Genomic DNA, 21,101 nt, shown 5'->3' on the forward strand with positions numbered 1-21,101 from the left:
AAAACGATTGTCATAATTGTAGTTTGTAAGAAAAAAAATCATACTACATATAAGCGCCCTATTGTTGAATAATATTCAATTTCAAACGAATAAAGCCATTAATATTAAATCTTGATAGCCGTCATCCAATTTTACACCCTTTGCTTTTCTACCCTCTTCAAAAAAGCCTAGATTCTTATATAACTGGATTGCACCTAAATTATCTTCCATTACCTCAAGACAAACTTTCTCAATCTTACTGTTATTTTTAGCCCAATTGATTAACGTTTCTAGAAGAGCTCTTCCAATACCATAATTTCGATATTCAGGTAGTATGGTCATCGCAAAAGTCCCTTGATGACTAATTTTTTCTTTGTTTCCGTTCTTAAAATCTATTGCACCGACTAACTTACCATCAACTTCAGCTATAAACTGTACATAATTTGGATTTTCATGATAAGCTTTTAACGTTTTTTGAATAGCATCAACACTCATATTTTTTACATCCTCAACCGTACTTAGCATGTATGGAGCGTTTATTAAAGCTTTTGAAGCAGAATTTAGCATTCTTTCTGCATCCTGTTCTTTAGCTTCTCTAATTATTACTGTTTTTCCATCCTTAGATTTATAAGTAAAAACATTAGTTGATAATATATTGCACACACCCTTTCGGAATATAATTAATCGGATTTTTAACTATTCCACAATTTTTAAGTAAGGGAAAGTCGTATCACCTTTTTCTGCAATCGCTCTCCTTTAACTTAATAACAATTATTTCAATTTTTTTTAATTTTAACAAGAATTTATTTCGTTATATGGCCCAATTGCGGAATAGAGTAACTGGAGCTTTTTAACTTTACTACTTTTTTTAAAATAGTATTTGTTATGCAATTGCTGTAATTTTGGATTTAGGTCTTGATAAACATTGAAAAACACTCCTCTACGTGTGGCCTACTCATAGCCTGCCGCAGCTGTTTCAGCCTAGGCTCGATACATTTTTTTCTCAACGAAAACGAACGCACCAGGCTCGGATGGGCCTTTCCTACGAGGTGATCCGGGCACTGGACGGAGAGGTATCCATCAAGAGTGCCTGGGGCGGGCACGCTGTTTACGCTCACGATTCCCGAGATCCAAGCCGGGGATGAAGCTAAAGCGGAAAGGAAATCATAGGATTCGTTGGGCGATTTTTTCTGAGAGGGGCATATGCATATTGAAGTACGAACTTGGCCGCTGCCTGCTAGAAGAAAGGCTTCAGGAAGCAGGAATACCGCTGGAACGGCTGGCGCTTGAACTGCGGGTGAGACGGGAGCGGCTGGATGACTTTATCGACAATAAAAGAGTGATGTCTCTTAAGCTCGCGATTTCGATCGCCGATACGCTTCAGTGTGAGGTGCGCAGCCTGTACGAATTAACGCCTTCCGATGAACACCGTTAGTCAGCGGATGGGTAACAGAAAGTGAACTTTCCACAAAATAAGGCCTGAAGTTAGTAAGTCCTGCCCGTTAACATAACGAAGGCGGCCGAATCTTTTCCGGTCGCCTACATTGTGTATTATGGAGCTATCTGAGCGGTTATTTATGTTGTTAGTAATAAAGCGGCAGAAAAAAAGAAAACCACCCTACCTTCGCAAGGCGGTTCCCGTTCAAATCGAAATCGGTTATAACAAGCGCTCAACAAAATCCTGCATACGAACCACACTCTGTTCCACTCGGGCTTGTTCCGCCGCGAACGCCATCATATGGCTTTGCACGGAGCGATGCGCTGATGTCAGCCCTTTGCTGCCGCCGCCTTCGCGCAAGAGCCGGAGGAAATCCCGGACCAAGCCGTAATCGCCGCCGCCGTGTCCGATATGTCCACCCGCATCGGCCAAATCGATTCGCTCCGCCTTGTCGCTGCCGAAACGGAGAATTTCAATCTCGTTCTTCTCCATCGCGCCGCGAATCTCGCCCGTCGTTCCCATCAGCTTGATCGTCCGGCTAATTTCCTTCGTAAAGGCACTCATATGGAAAGCTGCAATAACCCCGTTCGCGAATGTCATATTCACCACTTGATGGTCGACGACATCGTTGTCGCAATGGTAGACGCATCGGCCATACGGTCCTTCCTGCAGCGCCTTGATTCGACCTTCATAGCTCCAATCATCGCTGATCGCCGAAGTTGGCCAGTCCGTATTTTCGGTCAAATACTGTTTCGGCGCGTAGTAAAGGCATTCTTCTGCGACGGGGCAGCCGTCCAGGCAGCGAAGGGGCGCTCCCTCCGGCGCTTGTGCAGAAGTAAAGTGGGACAAGGAGCCGAATGACGAAATGCTTACGCAATCCGATCCGGCCAGCCAGAGCAGGATATCAAGGTCATGGCAGGACTTCGCCAAGATCATCGGGCTCGATTCGTCCTTCCTGCGCCAGTTGCCCCGAACGAAGCTGTGGGCTTGATGCCAGTATCCGACGTTCTCATTGTGCGTGATCGACATCAATTGGCCAATGGCCCCTCCTTCCAGCAATTTCTTGATCGTAGCGAAGAAATTCGTAAACCTCAGAACATGGCATATCGAGAACACACGGTCAAGCTGCGCAGCTCGCGCTCCCATCGCCACGCATTCCTTTGCATCGGGGGACATCGGCTTCTCCAGCAGCACATGATACCCCGCATCCAGCGCTTTCATCGTCGGTTCAAAATGCTGCTGATCCTGGGTGCAGATGAAGACTGCATCCGCCATCTTCGGCTGTGCAAAGAGTTCATCCCAATGGGTAAAGCACTTGTCGTCAGGAAGCCCATGTCTCGCTTGGCAATGCTCTCTCCGCTCCCTGTTCGGCTCTGCTACGGCGACGATTTGCATCTCATCCGGATACTGCTTCGCATATTCCAAATAATTCACGCCTCGAAGTCCCGCCCCAACCAAGGCCACGGTTACTTGCTTCATCATGATTTCCATCTCCCTGTATGCTGATCGTTCATTCCTTCACGCTGCCTATGGTCATCCCTTTGACGAAATATTTCTGCAGGAACGGATAGACGAGCATAATCGGCAGCGCCCCCATGAATATCTGCGCGGTCCGAAGCGTTTTCTCGCTTAAATTCTCCAAAGCCTTCAACTGGTCAAGCGACATTGAACTCATCTGTGAGTTGATAGCCGTTATGAGCGTAGACAAGTACGTCTGCAGCGGATAATGTTCGGGTGAATTCATATACAAGATGCCGTCGAACCAGACATTCCAGTGACCGATGACCGTGAACAAACCGATTGTCGCGATCGACGGAAGTGATACGGGTAAATAGACTTGCCAAAGGACCCGCCAATGACCCGCCCCATCGATGGTGGCCGCCTCGTCCAATTCTTTGGGGATGGCCCGAAAAAAGTTGAGCATGAGCACCATGTTCCACACATTCAATGCGCCAGGCAAGATCAACGCCCAGATCGTATCGATTAATCCGGTATTTTTCACAATCATGTAGGTTGGAATCAAGCCGCCGCTGAAGAACATGGTAACCGCAAAAAACCAAACATAGACCGTTCTGTACTTGAACTTGTCGTTAGACTTGGCTAAAGGGAATGCTGTAATAAAGACAAGAAACATATTGACGGCCGTGCCGAGAACGACCCGCTCCAGGGAAACCCGCAAGGAGCGCAGGAACTCTACCTTTTCCCCTAGATAAATATAAGCATCCAGGGAGAAGCCAACAGGCCACAGCTTCACTTCGCCGGCCATTGCGGCTGTATTGGAGCTAAGCGAGATGGCGAGCAAATGAACAAATGGAATAATGGCCAGTACTGTAATCAAGGTCAAAAAGATCGTGTTAAACAACACAAACATCTGTCTGCTTGCCGATGATTTATGGATCACGTCACTCCCTCCTTAGAAGATTCGATAATTGTTATATTTGTACGCAGCATAGTAGGCGATAGAGACCAGACCCAGGGAAATGACGGACTTAAATAGACCGACTGCCGCAGCGGGGCCGAATTGCTGACTGAACAAGCCGAGCCGGTAGACGAACGTGTCGATAATGTCCGCGCCTTCATACACCGTCGGATTGTACATGATCAGGATTTGCTCAAAGCCTGCGTTGAGAATATTCCCCAGACTCAGGACGCCCAGCAAAATCAGCATCGGCAGCATACCGGGCAAAGTGATATGCAGCATCTGCTTCCATCGACCCGCGCCGTCCACTTCCGCAGCTTCATACAAAGTCCCGTTAATTCCCGTGATTGCGGCCAACATAACGATCATATTGTAGCCCATGCTTTTCCAGACATCCGAACCGATGATGATGCCACGGAACCAGCCGTTATCCAGCATAAACATGATTTCCTTAAGTCCCAAAAAGGATAATAAGCTATTTACCGGTCCATTCAATGAGAAGATTTCAATCACAATCCCTCCAAGAACCGTCCACGACAAGAAGAATGGCAGGAAAATGGTCGATTGCACAAGCCGCGAGAACCATCGCTTCGTCACCTCATTGAGCAATAAAGCGAGAATAAGCGGGACAAGCAGGAACAGCGCGATTTTGAAGATAGAGATCAGGATCGTGTTCCAGAAGACTTGTTTGAAATCCGGCAAATGAAACACATACGTAAAATTGCCCCAACCCACCCACTCCGATTTAAAAAAGCCTGACAGCGGCTCAAAATTTTGAAAAGCCATGACGAGTCCGGCCATTGGACCATACGAATAAATAAGTGTCAGAATCACTCCTGGAATCAGCATGATATGCAGCGGATACTCTTTGCGAAAAGTTCTCATGGTTGGACTGACCTCCTTACACATTAGTAGACAAAACGAGAGGAGCCGCTGGCTCCCGCTCCCCTCGTCACTATACGTTCATTTATTTCACAGCTTGCTCGTTGTACCATGCATTCACTTCTTCAGTCATTTTATCGCCGCCAAGCGTTTTCCAGCTCGCTACGAATTTATCGAAATCGTCAACAGGTGCGCCAAGAATGATTTTGTTAAAAGACTCCAGCATCAGCTTATCAAGCTGACCGCCTTTCTCAACCATGGTAGGGGTCGGTGTTCCGTAGAATTCATTCACCACAAACTGGCCCTTCTCACGAATCTTGCGCGTCAGGCCCCAGCCGCCATCTTCCGCCGCACGACTAAAGTACAGTCCCCAGTTCACGCCCCGCGACGCCGTTTGGGTATCATTCGCCTGCAAATCCAATGTCGCTTTCAGTACATCCTGTATCGTTTTATAATCCGGACTATTCACCGTAATTTTTGTTTGTTTGGCCGCCAGCGCTTTGTTTACTTCCGTGTAAATGGTTTCAATTTGAGCCGGATTTGATATTCTTGGCATGAACCAATTGTAGACGTACCCATTCTCCGGTTTATTCTTATCCATATATTGAGGCTTGCCCATTTCCAAATAGAAATTCAACATTTTCACGATCGCTTCGGGGTTCTTCAATTTTTTATTGACGGCATAGACTTTCTCGCTGCGTAGTTTTGGAACAATGGATTTCCCTGGCTGTCCATCCAGCGTAGGGATTTGAACGGCGATCCAATTCGCTTTCGGGTCTTTATCCACACTGAGATTGAGCGGCCAGTTTGGATACCACCATTCCCCATAGGAGATCCCTACTTTACCGGCCGTGATGTCCTCTACCACTTTATTCTCGTCTTTGAGCGCAAACTCTTTGTCCAGAATACCGTTCTTATACCAGGATTGGAGCTTCGCCAGCGCAGGCTTCATCTCAGGCTGAATCAACCCGGGAACAAGCTTGCCGCTGCTGTCTTTAATCCATGCGTTAATATTGTCTCCTACCGAAGGATAAGCGCCATAGGCATTGAAGAACCCGCGCAAATCAAATCCCCAGAAGAAAGGCTTCTTCTCCAGCGCGATGCCGTAGGTGTCCTTCTTCCCGTTCCGATCCGGATCGTCATTCACAAAAGCGGTCGCAACCTTTTCCAGTTCATCGATCGTCTTCGGCACTTGAAGGTTCAAGTTATCGAGCCAATCTTTCCGAATCCACAGCAACTGTGTGCCAAGCGCCGGATCCGTAAAATTTGGAATGGCCATCAGCTTGCCGTCTCTGGTTACCGTTTTCATCGCAAACCCGCCATCGGACTCCATATATTTCTTCAGATCCGGCGAGGCGTATTTATCATAGGCTGCGGTTAAATCCGCCAGCATATCTTGCTTCCGAAGCTTCTCATAATCCTTCGGACTAAGCTCCATAATGTCCGGCAAATCTCCCGATGCCAACGCAAGCGAGAACTTTTGCTCATATTGATCTTTCGGCACCGTCCATTTATATTTCACATCGATATTCAACATATCCTTGAGGTCTTTGAGATAAGCGTTCTGATCAGGCGTAATCCCCTTCGTGGTTCTAGGGTCTTCGGGCGTGCTGAATCCAAGCACTTCCGTAACAACGACAGGCTCCGCATACTTGCCTAGCGGTTCTGGCGCCGCAGTACCGGCGGAACCTCCGGATGCCACAGGAGTCGCAGAACTCGCTGACTTGTCTCCCCCTTGGCTAGAGCACGCCGACACCATCGATACGCTAGCAGCAAGCAGCAAAATCATTCTCGTTTTTCTAAATTTATAATGCTTCATATTGGAAACTTTCCCCCTAGTAAAAAGTACTGGCCATGCAGGTCGCTTTCCCTATTTATATTGTAAGCCCGGTCAGAAACCGTTTACAATTTCGAATCCTTTACATTGCCTTCACTTTATTGACCTATTGCAGGTTACGGTATTCCTGCGGAGATTTTCCGGTCATCTTTTTAAAGAAGGTAGCGAAGTAAGACGGAGAGTCGAACCCTACGCGAAGCGCAATTTCATTTAGCTTCAAATGGGGATCTGACATCATCGCAATCGCGGATTCGAGCTTAAAGGATTTTATATATTCAATCAAGTTGTGCCCTGAAATTTGCTTATAGTAACGAGACAAGTAGGAAGGGTTAAGATGCACTTCCTCTGCGATCGCCGTCAGCGACAAGTCTCCCGCGAGATGCTCTTCAATATAACGATGAATCTGATCCAGGAGTCCCTTTTTGAAAGCATCCTGCTGAATCCCTGCCAGCTTAATCTGTATACTCGATTTATCCGTTGTACGCTCGTAATCAACAATGACCATTCTCTGACCAAGCTGAACTCTTCGACGGATCAGAGAGCGGATCATTTCTACTTGCTCGCGGGTCTGGTCCCAGCGGTTCATCATATTCCCCGAAATGCCGAATGACATCGATACGTCCAGTATCTCTTCGCACTCATTCTGAACCCGTTCCAGCACCCCTCGCAAATAGGCTACAACACGGTGCCCGTTCTCTGCAGCATCCGCTTCATCCCTTAGCCGGTCTACTAATTCGGCATTCGGTTGCAGGAACCATACGATAAGGTGTCCGTCATATAAGGTGTATTCGCATCCGATCGAAGGGGGCAGCAGCTTGCCAAATATCGAGCCTGCCGCCTCCAGCAGCTTCATCGTGATCCCTTCCTGCTGATCGGCATGTCCAATGAGAATAAAGGAGGGACGGTCCAAAGCAATGGCGAAATCCAAATCCGCATAGCGCTCTTCTCTCAGTAAAGCAGGTAATTCTTCACCTCGCAGCACCGATTCCAGCAGTTCTTTCTTCAACAAGGATTCAACGATCCGCAGGTGCAATTGCGCCTTTTCCTGTTGAAGCCGATTCCGGTGCTCTTCCTCCAGTTTGACAATGGCCCCTCTTACCGCTGCGAAGATCGGTTCGACCCCTTCGCTCTTCAAGATATAATTATCGACATTCTTGCGAATGGCTTCATACACGTAGTTAAACTCACTATATCCGGTTAAGAAAATCATCCGGCACGAAGGCCAGTAATAGGCGATCTCATCGACTAACTGCAATCCATTCTTCTTCGGCATCCGAATATCGCTCACGAGAATATCCAACTTCGTTCGCTGCGCAATCTCGAGCGCCTCATCCGCAGAATACGCCTTGCAGATATCCAATTCAAATTCTTGGCGGTCCTGTAAAAGCTGAACCAGTCCGTTCGCGATCACCGGCTCGTCATCTACAATTAACAATCGATACATGGCAACAGGCCCTCACTTTCGTTCATTTTGGGTTCGGATCATCAGTTCGGCACGCAATCCACCATGTTGGCTGCGAGAGACGAAAAGCCCGCTGCCCTCCCCATACTTCAACTGCAATCGATTATTCACATTCATGAGCCCCGTCTTCTCTTGTTGTCCGGATTCATCACGCAACTGCTCTTGCAAACTTTGCAACGTCTCGTCTGTCAGGAGGCGGCCGTTATCTTCGACCTTAATCCGTACGACCCCTTCCTGATAATCGGCCGTCATAGACAGAATGCCGTTCATCATGCCGTCTTCGAAGGCATGTTCGAAAACATTTTCAACAATCGGCTGTATGATCAATCGCGGCACCGAAACCGTCTTCGCATAATCCGGTATCTCCTCATGTTCGTATCGGATTCGATTCGAGAAGCGGATGCACTGAATTTCACAATAATCCAAGGCATGCTGATACTCTTTGTACAAGGGCATCTCGTCGGACCTATTCCTCGTTATATATTGATAATAACTGCCAAGCTTTTGCGATAGCTCCGCAGCTCCGTCTGAATCTCCCACCTTGCACATCATATAAATGTTAAAAAAGCTGTTATATAGAAAATGAGGATTGATCTGCGATTGCAGTTGTTTCAATTCCGATTGCTGAATCGCAATCTTGTGCTCATAATTCTCCTCAATCGAACGCTTCAAACGGAACGCCATGCGATTAAAGCTGTGAAATAAATAATGAAACTCATCCCTCGTCTTCGACTCGATGACGAGATTCAGATTATCGGTCTCCATCATCTGGAACGCCTTGGTGAGCTTGGACAAAGGTCTGTGGATCATAAAATTAAGCGAGTAAGAATAGAGCAGCAGCACCACGATTGCAATCACGAATAATGCGTAGAACCAAAAGCTGTACTGCCTAAGCGGGCGCGTAATTTCGTTATGATCCACATACATGACCAGCGACAGATTCAAAGAACCGACTGGACACGTCATTACAAAATAACTTGCTCCAGCGATATCGATAACCCTGGAAGGATTTGCATTCCCTTTATTTCCTTCCTCCAGTTGTGCAAGCAAGGGAATGATGACGTTCTGATCCTTTGCCGTCGATAATACATGGCCGAGTGTTTTGCTCCCCAGAAATACTTCCGATTCTTGATAGAGCGTGGTAATCTGGCGAAGGGCCTCCCGCAAGCCAGACGTAGAAATCTCGATATAAGAGATGATCCCCGAGTTATTCTCGCTCTCAATAAAGAAGAGTCGGCCATCTTTTTGATAAAAAGACGGTTTCGGCGTCAGCCCGGCTAATAGGACAATGAATTCTGATTCATAATTCGGTGTGTCCGAGATACCGCCTATACTTGAGATGGTCTTGCCAATTTTCTTTGACATAAACGCCGGCATCGACGATGAGTTCACTCGAGTATTGAATCGCGGACATCCGGTCTTTCGTCTGATTAATTAATTCAAACAAGGCATACTCATCGAGTGTGCTCCCTTGAAAGCTAAGCTTCTGAAGATCCTTATTATTGACAAATTGCAGTTGCTGGCTCCGAATAAAATATAATTCCTTATCGAGCTGATTGGCATAAAAAAAAGCTCCGGCTACAGCCGAATCCGTGATCGTCTTCTTCGTGAAGGACATCTCTTTGTAATTCACCCAAATGTTCATCGCAACGAGTGGAATCATGAATGCAATGAAGACAACTACAACCTTCTGATATAAAAACCAACCCTTCGTTCCTGTTGCCTGAAGTTTCATGATGCTTTCGGCCCGCTTTCTTATCCATAATAGCATTCATCGTTTACAACAATTTACCATCCCCGAATCTTTTGTTCAATTGATCTTATTCACACTGCGAAGCGGTTCATGGAAGAAATAGGGAGATACTGGAAAAGCCGGCCATCCACAGGATGATCGGCTTTTTTTCTTTACCTGTACAGCTCCAACTCGTTAATCGCGAAATTGCCCCATTTCAAATTTGCCCCATTAATCTTCAAACGGAACTGCTTCGCCGTTGTAGAGTCAAAATTAAGGGTCTGTGTCTCATTCGTCGTATCGCTATACGCCCATGTCCATTGAATACCTGTCTTCACCGGCACCCAAGCCGTCCCGTTATAAGCTTCAAGATCGAACTTCGTAACGCCTTGCCCCGTTCCAAACCTGGTTACCACTTTCAGCTTGTTCGCTGTTACCGATCTGGAACCAAAATCAAGCGTAATATAATTCGGGAATGTCACGCCTTTATCCACACTCGACCAAGCTTTGTCATAGGAGCTATCCGTCAGGCTTTTAATAGAGCTGGTGGACAAAGTGGCGATGGATGCACTCGCAGTTGCAAGCGGCGCCAAATTTCCCGGTGCCGGCTTCGGTTGTTCCGGCATTGGGGTAATGGGCGCGGGTGTGAATACAATTGGCGTTTTGCCCGTAGCCGGCGGTACCGCACCTTGATACTCGTAGGCGCCGATATCCGGGTCTCCGTTATATAAGGCATTACCGAAATAGTCCCTTCCGCCGTTGTCCGCCAGAGGAACGCCTGCCCCAATAAGCGGTGAGTTGGGCTGGAGTTTGTAGCCGTCCAACGTATTCATACCGACGCCGCCACTGCCCGGATTCATGAATTTCGGTTCCGCAGTTATGCGATGCGCATCCGAGTTCACTAACGTTTTGCCGCCGTAATACGCATTCGAGTCAAAAGTTTGCCCAGTCAGATTCCATCCCCGATCTCCCACGCTATAGTAGACGTTGTTGTAATTCTTAATATTTTTCGGTGCACCTGAAGATTTCGTGAAATAATCGCTCATCACGGGATTACCGGATGCCGCTCCGACGTACACCGTGTTGTTATAATTATAGACCGTATCAATAGAACCGCTGTACCGGAACAAGTGATTCTTGTCGTTCTGACTGATATTGTAGCGAACGATCGTATTCGTCGTATAATACGTATCATTGACGAATAACATAAAGCCGCCTGCATTGTCATGACTGTAATTATACTGAACCAAGGAGCCTATGTTTCCCGCATCCACATCAAACCCCTCGCCATCCATTTCCCCGTTGTGGCTTCCAAAAGATTCATTGTATTGAACCACGTTATTATCCGCATAGGCCCACCAGATCGAAGCATTTGTTGCCAAAAACGTAGCTTCTTGAACCGTATTTCGCTCGACAATCGCGCCATCCGTCACATTCCATGCAATCCCGCCCGTCGCAGGCCGAACAATCGTATTATTCGAGATTTTCAAATTCGTCGTTGGCGTCCAAGACCCGTAAGGCTTAGGAACCCACTCCCAAAGATCGCCCATGCCATACCGAATCGTACAGTTCGAACCGATATAAATCCCATACGCATCCACATCCGTTAATGTATTGCCATCGATCAGTACATCATTAAACGCACTTGGCACATAGGAGCCCACAGAATCGAAAATGATCCCGCCGGCCCGGGTCGTATACACCCCATCAACATCATGAATATTCAAATTTTTAATGTAAATATGATTTAAGATGCCGCTCTCCTCATTCAAAATATAGACGCCACGCCGCTCACCCCGGGCCCCTTTCCAGTCCCTGGAGAAAGGCAGTGTAGAAGGATTAGTAACCTCCAAGTTGTTGATTTCCCAGTACTCCTGATTTTTCAAAAAGACCGTCTGCAGCTCGCTCGTAACTCCCGCAATGAGCGGTTTATTCCCCGTCCCGTATTGGTCGATAACAATGGGACTCCCGTTCACCCCCGAACCTTTTGGCCATAATTGTCCTTGCCAAGCTCCTCCTGCCTTGAATAAAATCTTGTCACCCGGGGCAAACGTCGTCGCGTTCACTTTCGTTAATGTCTTCCAAGCTGTCCCGGCGCTTGTTCCATTCGAAGCGTCATTCCCATTTACGTTATCCACGTAATAGGTTGCTCCCCCCGCAGCCTTGGCGTCCCGAGGAACGGTTATTGCCAGACTGAGAAGCATAACGGCCGCAATCGCCAAACAAATGGCGCGTTGCACAGTTCTTCTGTACATAAATGATCATCCCTTCGCCTTTCATTAATGTATGCAACGCCTCAACAGCAAGCCATTAAAGCGGTTACAACAAATTGAAGCGCTTCAAAATTACATTTGAAAGGACTGATATAGCTTGTCGTGCCTCATAACTTGCGCTGAGGCCGTCATTTCACGAATCTTTTTCTCGTATTCACCGTTGACATAATCCTGAAGCACTTGATCCTTCACCTGCTCATAGGCCAGATAAGCCGAGTCAGGTTCTACCCTCTCGATGCATTTTAAGAGATGGAGACTGCCGTTATCTTCAATAATCTGACTAATCTCTTGAACAGAGAGCTTGGCTGCAGCCTGGGCTACCGGGCTTCTGGCATTCCGTCGTTCGTCGCCCAGATCAATGGTCAATTCCAGTTCCGTACCTGGCGCAGCATAGGCTGCGGCAACGTCTTCAAATGACGCACCAGATAACAGCCTGGCATGCGCCTCTTCAAATAGCCTTTTTACTTTCTGTTCGAGTGCAGGATCGATTTGATGATTAGAGTCCAGGATCGTGCGTGAAATTCGTTGCATCGTGACATAGCCCCGCGTCCTGTATCGCTGATCTTTATGCTCTTCATAAAACAATCTCAACGATGACTCGCCCTGCTTCAAAGCATTTTGCTGCAAGTGCTGCTTCACAGCAAGGGTTGAATTCGTCAGCAGATACTCCAGATACGTATCCTCGTCATATCGTTCAGGTCCGTATACGACCTGACGGTTCTTGATCGCTTGCGCTCTTCGGTGATTCTCTTGCTGCAATTGCCGGAGAAACCCCGGGTAACTAATGTCTTGCAGGATCCCTAGATCCTTTGCCTGCAGCAGTCGAACCTTCAAACGCACACAATCATCCAATGCCTTCTTCTTCAGCATCTCAATAGGAATCTCGCCATCGAAAGAAGTTGTCCAGAACGTCTCGGACTGATCCGCATGATGCTGATCGCGAAAATAGTTCATGATCGCCGATTTGTTCAAACGAATCGCTCGTTGGAATTCTTCCACGTAAATCGGACTGCCATTGACCGTAGCGATCACATCCTCCTCGTTCCCTTTCCACCAAGCTCCGCCCGAAAACGCCGCTGTTACCATGACGGTCAACAAACTAAAAATGATAAGGATTCGTCTATGATTCGAATGCAATATGCGTTCTTTGAACATCAAGACCCGGCCTCCTCGTTAAAACGCTTTCATCCCTTTAATACAAATTGTAAGCTGATCCTGTGCACTTAACAATTTCGATTCCTTTACACTGACTTCTAAATTTTTTACTTTTGCGATTCCGGAAATGAAATTAGGTTCTGGTCCGCCAAGGCAACGTGGTGAACACCTCCACGACCTAAGCGGACCCTTGGCAATCAGTTCTTGTTTCAATATGAACTTCTGCACCGCTACCGCCTTCACCAGTTGCATAAACCAATATATCAGGATAATCCCCTTTTGTTAGTTCTGCAATTGCGACTGTGAGGGTTACAGGTCCTAAACCAATAATGGCATGCTCCAACGGGATGTCATCCCTTTGCCAAGGAACTCCTTCTCTCACACCTTTTTCACCGTTATCAGCTACGAGGATTAAACTATGCCTAAGCCACCGGGAGTTGCAACAATTATGCCAACCCCTAGTAAGTTAGGAAATAGTGAAATTGGTTCCCCTTATAAATCTAAGTTGATTAATTCAATGCATACGCCGTGGTTGAATAAGCATATGGTTAGCAGGAGTCCGTGGGATTGAAATGGAAGCAGCAATAACCGCGAATTTATTATGAAATCCGCGGTTGTTGCGTTTACTGCTTTTATTTAGTTAGTTGTTTTTCTTGGTAACGTCTTGTTGTGCTCCCATGTAGCTTCCGATGACATTTTGATAACCAGGAAGTTGGCCGGCAAGTAGTGCGCCAAAACCTTCGACATCGTTGCGCCAATCTCGTTGTAATTCTGCTGCTACGCTAAACCAGTTCATAAGTTGTACGCCACCATGGTCCATTCGCATTAATGCCGCGTTCGCTACTTATTTGCTAAATGTGCCAGAAGCATCAGTAACCACAAATACTTCAAAACCAGCGTTTACAGCGGAAAGTGCTGGGAAAGCAACACAGACATCTGTAACTATACCCGCGATGATAAGTTGTTTTTTACCAGTTGCTTCAATCGCTTTAACAAAATCTTCATTATCCCAAGCATTAATTTGGCCTGGACGAGCAATTTTTGGTGCATCTGGAAATATGTCAACAAGTTCTTGCATTATTGGACCATTCGGACCATTTTCAAAGCTTGTAGTTAAGATAACAGGTAAATCAAAAAATTTAGCGGTCTTAGCTAGAGATACTACATTGTTCATAAACTCATCAACACCATATATTTTTATAATCCACTTCTCTTTTCATTTTCATTTCAAAAAAAAAAAATGATCATTAAGAAAAGCTTACGATAAAAATTGTTCTTAAACATGCCTAACTTTGAATATCTTTTTGGAGGAAAAATCTTTTCTCCGGAGGCCTGATTTCATATGTTTATTTATACAGTGAAATATGGAGATTCTCTTTTTTTATTGCGTCAAAATATCAAGTTTCCTTCGATACGCTTCGTGATGTAAATGGCCTCACAGATGCGACGCTGGTCCCCGGTCAAGCATTGATTGTTCCATCGTCCGTATATATTGTTCAGCCCGGAGATTCGTTATACGTGATATCCCAGATGAGTTTGATTCCCGTGGAAACGATTCGAACTGCAAATGGGCTTCAAAGCGATATGTTATCTATTGGGATGAGGCTATATTTGCCGCCGCGGAACAAATATCCAGAAGAAGGCTTGAGTTATATCCTTCCTACCACACCTGAACAAATTGAAGCAACTACCCGCACCTTCTCTCCCTTTAATGCCTACTTTGGCATTTTTGAATACCACATTACGGAGGAAGGGAACCTGAGCACTCTCCCAAACGATGAAGTTGCCGTAAAAGCTTCGCGGAATCAAAGAGTGGCCCCTCTGGCGACAATTACAAATTTGACTCCGGGAGGGTTCAGCCCTGAATTGACAAGACAGGTGCTTAACTTTCCTGAAATAAGGAACCGCCTCATTAATAACATCTATACTTTGATAAAAACAAAAAATTATGCTGGAGTTAATGTTGATTTCGAGCAAGTGCTTGCAGGGGAAAGAGATTTGTATACCGGTTTCTTACGCTCATTGAACGATCGTTTAAAGCCGGAGGGATACTTCACATCGGTTGCCATTCATGTAAAAAAAAGAGATAGCGATTATCCAGGCTATGATTATGGCGGAATCGGTGCTGTAGTCGATTTCGTGTTCATTATGGCCTATGATTGGCATGAGACGCATTCCGGTCCCGGACCTGTCGCCCCGATTGACGAAATACGCGAAACCCTTAATTATGCTGTGCAACGCATGCCCCGGAATAAAATTATTCTTGGGGTACCAAGGTATGGATATGACTGGACTATGGATAACGGAAACGTAATCAGTGCTAAAGCTGTTTCCGTCACTACGGCCACCGAAACTGCCATGAATTATGAAGTACCGATACAATATTCTGTTAAGCACCAACAACCTTATTTTTCCTATTGGGATGCGAACGGCAATAGACACTTCGTATGGTTTGAAGATGCGCGTGCTCGTGCCGCAAAGTTTCAATTGGTCGTCGATTACCGTCTTAGAGGCGTAGGTGCGTGGCAGTTAGGATTGAATTTCCCTCAATCCGCTTTCTTAGTGGCTGAGTTTTTTGCGACGAAAAGAGTAATTTGATGAGATAAACGGTTTCCGCTAGATCATATGCCCGAAAACTGACAGTATTGGTTATCCGAAATCTAACCGATAAAATGACACCTCCAGAGAAGCTCTGAACGAGTTGTAGTAATGAAAAATAGAAAGTCCTCCCTCAGCTTGTTATAGCCAACAGAGGATTTTCCTTTTTCGCCGGGTTTACGACTAACTTGCTTCGATTGTTCAATCCTCAAGAGGAAACCGGAGTTCAAAAGTGTAAATCTATCTAGCGTTTTCAAAGATTGTCGCCCCTCGATAGATTTTTCATAATCGTACACAACAACCCGCTTCTTTCGTACTTTTTTCGATTTCATATATGAGAAATACTTCCCCCATCTCTCCCCTCTGGATTATTGATTTCGTATTTAATTTTACCGGCTATGCCAGTGATGTCCCACGCACCTTCAATGATTACGTAATTTCCCTGAAAGCAGCAGGATTGGACGTGGATACTCCAGCATTTTTTTGCAAGTAGTAATGCACAATGGCCTTGTACCCATTTTTTAGCCACCGGATTTATTTCCTCGCTTGGTAGTAGCCACCAGGAAAGTCGTGAATCCAATTTCCATATCGTTAGCCGGTTGCTCCTTCTATTATTTGATTATCAACATCGAACGGTAGCTTTCAATATTTTTAAATAACAAGTACGTGTTTAACGCAAGAATCAAATAGGCTGGAATACCGGAAGTAACATCCAAAGAGATATGGAACATGGCAATATTCACGGAGACCGGCATGAAGATAACCAAAGCTGCTTTGGCATATCGGTTAAAGAGGATAGCTAATCCGCATACGATTTTAACAACTGAGACGAAGGGGAAAAAATACCTTGCAGCGTTCATAGCGGCCATAAATGCGTTTGCCGATGCACTTGGATATTCCATATTTGTCGTAAGTCCGAATAACGCTCGTGCCGACTACCGCCGCTGACCATATTGTACCGATAAGCGATGCAATCATAAAAAATGTAGAGTAAGAGTGATCCTTTGTGATCCGCGGTGCATCCTATCTAGTCTTCTTTTCGCCGCGGTAATCGGAACATATTCTTGTCACAGATCGGCAATTAGTTTTTCCATATTCATTGCCAATTCGTTGAGCAATAACCATCATACCATTATCAGGTTATAGCAAAACGTGATACAAATCACGTTCTTCATCATTTGTATTTGCTAGGATAATCATATGAATTAAGTTCTTAATTAAAACCATTTTAAAGTTAGGAGATATATCATGAGCGAGCTGATTAATAACCGCGAGCAATCCATTCCTATTGATCCATTGTCGGATCGTTTGTCCTTATTATTCCATTTATTCTCAGAATTGTATAATGGAGTGCCTGTAGAGCAAATCAAAAGTCAGTTTATACACAGCCTAGGAAAGATCACCATTGAGGAAGCAGCACAACTGTCTCAGTACCAACATAGCGTACTTGAACAAAGAGAGCTTTCCGATAAAGAGCTCCAGCGTTTGGCATCTGCTCATCTGTCCATTCTTGAGGGCCGTATTGAAGCGGTACAACATCCTCAGGATGAACCGGGGCACCCGATTCATACATTCAAGCTTGAGAACCGAGCCGTCGAGGCTCTCATTCAATCCAAACTTGAGCCGAATCTCGAGCTGTTCCAAGATGACGATTCACTTGAGGTAGTGCAGAGGCTCATCGAATGCTGCAACCTGCTGTGGGATCTCGATAAACATTATGGACGCAAGGAACAATTGGTGTTTCCTTATTTAGAGAAATATGGGATTAATGGACCTTCCAATAACATGTGGCGCATCGATGATTATATACGGGCTGCTATCAAAGAAGCGAAGCAAATGCTGACAACGTATTACGGGAACAAAAAACTTGTTACTGAACGCCTGCTTTTCCTCAAAGAAGAAATCCAGAACATGATTTATCGAGAAGAGACCATTCTCTTCCCTATGACCTTGAAAATTTTAACGGAGGACGAATGGATCAAAATTGCTCATGAAAGTGATGAAATTGGTTTTTGTTTAACGATACCAGCAGCCAATTGGAAACCGGATCGAAAAGAGCTGGACGAGAAAGCGATGTCTAAAGGGTTCATTAAACTGGAAACCGGAATCTTATCTCTACAGCAGCTGGAGCTCATTCTGAACCATCTGCCCGTAGATATTACCTTCATTGATCATCAAGATATTGTTCGTTATTTTTCCCACGGAAAGGAGAGAATATTTCCACGCACCAAGGCTGTAATAGGACGTACCGTTCAAAATTGCCATCCCCCAAAGAGTGCCCATATTGTTGAAGCCTTGCTAGATGATTTCAAATCCGGGAAAAAAGATATGGAAGATTTCTGGCTTAAGGTTCGCGATAAATATGTTTATATTCGGTACTTTGCCGTTCGTGATGAAGATGGACGCTATATGGGTACGCTGGAATTTTCCCAAAACATCGGACCCATCCAAGCGATCGAAGGGGAGAAACGTATCCTTTCCTAAATTGAAAAATCTGATCGTCTCGGTGGAGCGGCCCAGGTATTCCTGCCTGCATCCCAATAGACACCCCCAATCCATGTCACAATATTTGACGGGACACTTGGATCGACTTAAAGCTATAGAAGCCGAGCTTACTAAGCAATTTCCGGGGATCGAACTATGCGGAAGATCATACCGCGGGACAGGCATCCCGGATTGTATCGCTCAAGGAGAGGATGCCGCCAGACGAGTATTCCAAAAGCTTATGTGCTTAACGCATCATAGAGGATAAAGGTAAAGGGCGGCACACCTGCGCCGCCCTTCTCAGTCCGAGCATTCCCAATTGCCTACAAATCCTTGGCATAATGTTCATCGGGAATTTTGTTTAAACAGACATAAAGACTAGTATTTCCGTTGCTTCGCCGCTTCAACCTTTGTTGAGACTAACTTTTCAATGCTTATAGTGGTGATAATCTTTTTCCAGCGACCAACCTGTTTTCAGTCCGAGGATAAACCACCCGAGTGCGACGATCCCCACTGCAAAGATCGTATCGCCGACAATCCGAAGCCAGTGGAAAGTCTGAATCGGCCTTTGCTGTAAAAACTCGGCGGATCTGGCGTACCAATACCCGTGCTCGACGCTCGCCAAAGTTTGAATCAATCCGATAGGCAACAAACTGATGAGCAGCATCAGGGCCAATCCGATATTTATCGCCCAGAATGAAAACGAAAGCAGGCGTGTTTTCCATATCCTGTGATTTGTTAACCCTTTTAGGCAAAACAGCATCAAACCGATACCGAGCATGCCATAGACCCCGAACAATGCCGCGTGCCCATGAACAGGAGTTGTGTTCAGTCCTTGCATATAATACAAAGCGATCGGTGGATTAATTAGGAAGCCGAACAGACCGGCCCCCACCAGATTCCAAAAGGCGACGGCGACAAAGTAGTAGATCGGCCATTTGTACCCTTTTACCCACGGTTTCGATCGACTTAACGTAAGGTTTTCGTATGCTTCGAAACCGATCAGGACAAGGGGTACGACTTCCAGTGCGCTGAATGTAGCACCAAATGCCATGACCCCAACGGGCGTCCCGCTAAAGTAAAGGTGGTGGAACGTGCCGATGATGCCACCCGAAAGGAAGATGATCGTGGAGAACAAAACGGATGCCGTTGCGGTTCGTGCCTGCAAAAGTCCCATACGGGTAAACAGAAACGCGATTACGACCGTCGCGAATACTTCAAAGAATCCCTCCACCCAAAGATGGACAACCCACCAGCGCCAATACTCGGCCATGGCCAGATTCGTATGCTGGTCCCACATCAATCCCGGGACGTAGAACAGAGGAATGGCAGCGGAGGAGATAAAAAACAGAATGAGCAGGTTCCTGTTTTCGGATGCTTTTCTCAAGGCAGGCCAAATCGATCTACCCATTAGGAAAAGCCACAAAAACAAACCGACGGTCAAAAATAGTTGCCAGAACCTGCCCAGATCGACGTACTCGTAACCCTGATGTCCAAACCAGAAGTTCGTCACATACTCCAGTTTGTGATTGACGGCCAGCCACTGACCGGCCATCGAACCAACAACGATAATGAGCAGGGCAATGAACAGAAAATTAATACCCGCCCGTTGATATTTAGGTTCGTAACCTGATACGGCAGGAGCGACAAAAAGACCGGTAGCGAGCCAAGCAGTTGCAATCCAGAAAATCGCAAGCTGCGTATGCCATGTTCTTGCTACGGAATAAGGAAGAATTTCGCTAATTGGAATTCCATAAAAACCGGATCCTTCTACGGCAAAGTGCGCGGTAATGGCGCCAAGTCCAACCTGAACGACGACCAGCGCTGCGACCACCCAAAAAAACTTGAGTGTCGCTTTCATCGAAGGAGTAGGAGTAAGCGCGAGCAAGGGATCTTTTTCCGGGTAGTGTTCGGTTTCGTGCGATTCCTTGCGGCGTTGTACAGCGAAATACCAAGCCAACGCCCCCACGCCGGCCAATAGCAAAACAAAACTGATCACGGACCAAACGATGGTCTCTCCCGTCGGCACATTGTCGATCAAGCTTTCACTCGGCCAGTTATTCGAATATGTTATATCGTCACCAGGGCGGTTTGTCGCTGTTGCCCAAGCGCTCCAGAAAAAGAAGGCATTCATTTCTTTGATTTTTTGCGGATCGTGAACGGTGTTGGCCGGAATGGCGTAGTGGTCTCGCAAAGTTTTCAGCGACGGGTCGCTTCCGAACAAACCTGTATAATGCTGACTGATCGCCGTATACGCTTCGCCGCGGATCGCTGAAATGACCAGATCGCCACTTTTCGGATCATACGTATTCGGGCGGATCTCCTGTTTTAATCTCGCCTTTAGTTCTGCTTTTTGCTCTTCCGTGAGAGTATCGTATGGTTTGGAATACTTTTCATTTCCCCATCTGTCCAAAATCCATGTTAATTCCCGGTGAAGCCAATCAGCCGACCAATCAGGTGCAACATAGGCGCCGTGCCCCCAGATGCTGCCGACTTCCTGGCCGCCCATCGCTTGCCAAACGTTCTGCCCATTGCGAATATCGTTGCCGGTGGTGATGACTTTTCCATCCTTGGTCACCACCCGATCCGGAATCGGAGGCATCTTTTGATAGATTTCCCCTCCATAGTAAATAAGGACAGCAAAAGATAAGATGATAACCGCGCTTAAGGTGATCCATAACTTTTTCATCCATTCTCCCTCCTACGATTCAAATTTCAAATCATTGGAAGATAACGCTTCCATGCATTAAACTTCACATAAATGTAACCAAAAATTTATTAAATCGACACATTTCGGCGTAGATCGCTGAAGGAACTATACGATCTCTGTTGACCCATTAAC

At 46.1% G+C, this 21,101-nt stretch carries 15 protein-coding genes and 2 pseudogenes; 4 read left to right on the forward strand and 13 right to left on the reverse strand.

Going from position 1 to position 21,101, the window contains the following annotated elements:
* Nucleotides 1-81: 81 nt before the first annotated feature.
* Complete coding sequence (locus NI000_RS35705; protein WP_253416038.1) at nucleotides 82-642, reverse strand: GNAT family N-acetyltransferase; 561 nt, start codon at nucleotides 640-642, stop codon at nucleotides 82-84.
* 547 nt (nucleotides 643-1,189) lie between these two features.
* Here NI000_RS35705 and NI000_RS35710 point away from each other — a divergent pair.
* Complete coding sequence (locus tag NI000_RS35710) at nucleotides 1,190-1,414, forward strand: transcriptional regulator (protein WP_108533875.1); 225 nt, start codon at nucleotides 1,190-1,192, stop codon at nucleotides 1,412-1,414.
* Nucleotides 1,415-1,636: 222 nt separating this feature from the next.
* On the opposite strand, the gene NI000_RS35715 is transcribed toward NI000_RS35710, so the two are convergent.
* From NI000_RS35715 to ycaC, 11 genes and pseudogenes are all read right to left on the reverse strand, one after another.
* Complete coding sequence (locus NI000_RS35715) at nucleotides 1,637-2,896, reverse strand: Gfo/Idh/MocA family protein (protein WP_253416057.1); 1,260 nt, start codon at nucleotides 2,894-2,896, stop codon at nucleotides 1,637-1,639.
* Nucleotides 2,897-2,927: 31 nt separating this feature from the next.
* Complete coding sequence (locus NI000_RS35720; RefSeq protein WP_253416039.1) at nucleotides 2,928-3,818, reverse strand: carbohydrate ABC transporter permease; 891 nt, start codon at nucleotides 3,816-3,818, stop codon at nucleotides 2,928-2,930.
* A 12-nt stretch (nucleotides 3,819-3,830) separates the two neighbouring features.
* Nucleotides 3,831-4,721, reverse strand: coding sequence for an ABC transporter permease (locus NI000_RS35725; protein ID WP_054975450.1), 891 nt, complete (start codon nucleotides 4,719-4,721; stop codon nucleotides 3,831-3,833).
* Nucleotides 4,722-4,803: 82 nt separating this feature from the next.
* On the reverse strand, nucleotides 4,804-6,537 hold the full coding sequence (locus tag NI000_RS35730) for an extracellular solute-binding protein (protein ID WP_253416040.1): 1,734 nt from the start codon (nucleotides 6,535-6,537) through the stop codon (nucleotides 4,804-4,806).
* Between the two features lie 124 nt (nucleotides 6,538-6,661).
* A complete protein-coding gene (locus NI000_RS35735) occupies nucleotides 6,662-7,999 on the reverse strand; it encodes a response regulator transcription factor (protein ID WP_253416041.1) in 1,338 nt (445 codons plus the stop codon).
* 12 nt (nucleotides 8,000-8,011) lie between these two features.
* A complete protein-coding gene (locus NI000_RS35740; RefSeq protein WP_253416042.1) occupies nucleotides 8,012-9,382 on the reverse strand; it encodes a sensor histidine kinase in 1,371 nt (456 codons plus the stop codon).
* The gene (locus NI000_RS35745) at nucleotides 9,318-9,752 is read right to left on the reverse strand and encodes a hypothetical protein (protein WP_253416043.1); all 435 of its coding nucleotides are present in this window, start codon (nucleotides 9,750-9,752) and stop codon (nucleotides 9,318-9,320) included. The genes NI000_RS35740 and NI000_RS35745 overlap by 65 nt, the downstream gene beginning before the upstream one ends.
* Nucleotides 9,753-9,922: 170 nt before the next feature.
* Nucleotides 9,923-12,004 (reverse strand): right-handed parallel beta-helix repeat-containing protein, encoded by a 2,082-nt coding sequence (locus NI000_RS35750; protein ID WP_253416044.1) that lies wholly within the window; start codon nucleotides 12,002-12,004, stop codon nucleotides 9,923-9,925.
* A gap of 90 nt (nucleotides 12,005-12,094) precedes the next feature.
* Nucleotides 12,095-13,177, reverse strand: coding sequence for a peptidylprolyl isomerase (locus NI000_RS35755; protein WP_253416058.1), 1,083 nt, complete (start codon nucleotides 13,175-13,177; stop codon nucleotides 12,095-12,097).
* 137 nt (nucleotides 13,178-13,314) lie between these two features.
* A pseudogene (locus tag NI000_RS35760) lies at nucleotides 13,315-13,592 on the reverse strand (ring-cleaving dioxygenase); the annotation flags it as partial.
* Between the two features lie 225 nt (nucleotides 13,593-13,817).
* Nucleotides 13,818-14,381: pseudogene (gene ycaC, locus NI000_RS35765) on the reverse strand (isochorismate family cysteine hydrolase YcaC); the annotation flags it as partial.
* 341 nt (nucleotides 14,382-14,722) lie between these two features.
* On the opposite strand from ycaC, the gene NI000_RS35775 reads away from it, so the two are divergent.
* The 3 genes from NI000_RS35775 to NI000_RS35785 all read left to right on the forward strand — a co-directional run bounded on the left by NI000_RS35775 (nucleotide 14,723) and on the right by NI000_RS35785 (nucleotide 18,259).
* Nucleotides 14,723-15,775 carry a glycosyl hydrolase family 18 protein gene (locus tag NI000_RS35775; protein ID WP_253416045.1) on the forward strand — a complete coding sequence of 351 codons (1,053 nt, stop codon included), beginning with the start codon at nucleotides 14,723-14,725 and terminating at the stop codon, nucleotides 15,773-15,775.
* Nucleotides 15,776-16,504: 729 nt separating this feature from the next.
* The gene (locus NI000_RS35780) at nucleotides 16,505-16,723 is read left to right on the forward strand and encodes a hypothetical protein (RefSeq protein ID WP_253416046.1); all 219 of its coding nucleotides are present in this window, start codon (nucleotides 16,505-16,507) and stop codon (nucleotides 16,721-16,723) included.
* Between the two features lie 300 nt (nucleotides 16,724-17,023).
* Nucleotides 17,024-18,259 carry a DUF438 domain-containing protein gene (locus NI000_RS35785; RefSeq protein WP_253416047.1) on the forward strand — a complete coding sequence of 412 codons (1,236 nt, stop codon included), beginning with the start codon at nucleotides 17,024-17,026 and terminating at the stop codon, nucleotides 18,257-18,259.
* Nucleotides 18,260-18,686: 427 nt separating this feature from the next.
* Here the strand turns inward: NI000_RS35785 and NI000_RS35790 are convergent, their stop codons facing one another.
* On the reverse strand, nucleotides 18,687-20,948 hold the full coding sequence (locus NI000_RS35790) for a nitric-oxide reductase large subunit (protein WP_253416048.1): 2,262 nt from the start codon (nucleotides 20,946-20,948) through the stop codon (nucleotides 18,687-18,689).
* Between the last annotated feature and the right edge of the window lie 153 nt (nucleotides 20,949-21,101).

Origin of the sequence: Paenibacillus tyrphae (assembly GCF_024158745.1) — a bacterium.
GTDB lineage: Bacteria > Bacillota > Bacilli > Paenibacillales > NBRC-103111 > Paenibacillus_G > Paenibacillus_G tyrfis_A.

Excerpts from the sequence above, each read along its gene's own strand:
- NI000_RS35715 (WP_253416057.1), bottom strand. The coding sequence starts at position 2,896 with ATGAAGCAAGTAACCGTGGCCTTGGTTGGGGCGGGACTTCGAGGCGTG.
- NI000_RS35725 (WP_054975450.1), bottom strand. The coding sequence starts at position 4,721 with ATGAGAACTTTTCGCAAAGAGTATCCGCTGCATATCATGCTGATTCCA.
- NI000_RS35730 (WP_253416040.1), bottom strand. The coding sequence starts at position 6,537 with ATGAAGCATTATAAATTTAGAAAAACGAGAATGATTTTGCTGCTTGCT.
- NI000_RS35735 (WP_253416041.1), bottom strand. The coding sequence starts at position 7,999 with ATGTATCGATTGTTAATTGTAGATGACGAGCCGGTGATCGCGAACGGA.
- NI000_RS35740 (WP_253416042.1), bottom strand. The coding sequence starts at position 9,382 with ATGTCAAAGAAAATTGGCAAGACCATCTCAAGTATAGGCGGTATCTCG.
- NI000_RS35745 (WP_253416043.1), bottom strand. The coding sequence starts at position 9,752 with ATGAAACTTCAGGCAACAGGAACGAAGGGTTGGTTTTTATATCAGAAG.
- NI000_RS35750 (WP_253416044.1), bottom strand. The coding sequence starts at position 12,004 with ATGTACAGAAGAACTGTGCAACGCGCCATTTGTTTGGCGATTGCGGCC.
- NI000_RS35755 (WP_253416058.1), bottom strand. The coding sequence starts at position 13,177 with ATGTTCAAAGAACGCATATTGCATTCGAATCATAGACGAATCCTTATC.
- NI000_RS35780 (WP_253416046.1), top strand. The coding sequence starts at position 16,505 with ATGGCAATATTCACGGAGACCGGCATGAAGATAACCAAAGCTGCTTTG.
- NI000_RS35785 (WP_253416047.1), top strand. The coding sequence starts at position 17,024 with ATGAGCGAGCTGATTAATAACCGCGAGCAATCCATTCCTATTGATCCA.
- NI000_RS35790 (WP_253416048.1), bottom strand. The coding sequence starts at position 20,948 with ATGAAAAAGTTATGGATCACCTTAAGCGCGGTTATCATCTTATCTTTT.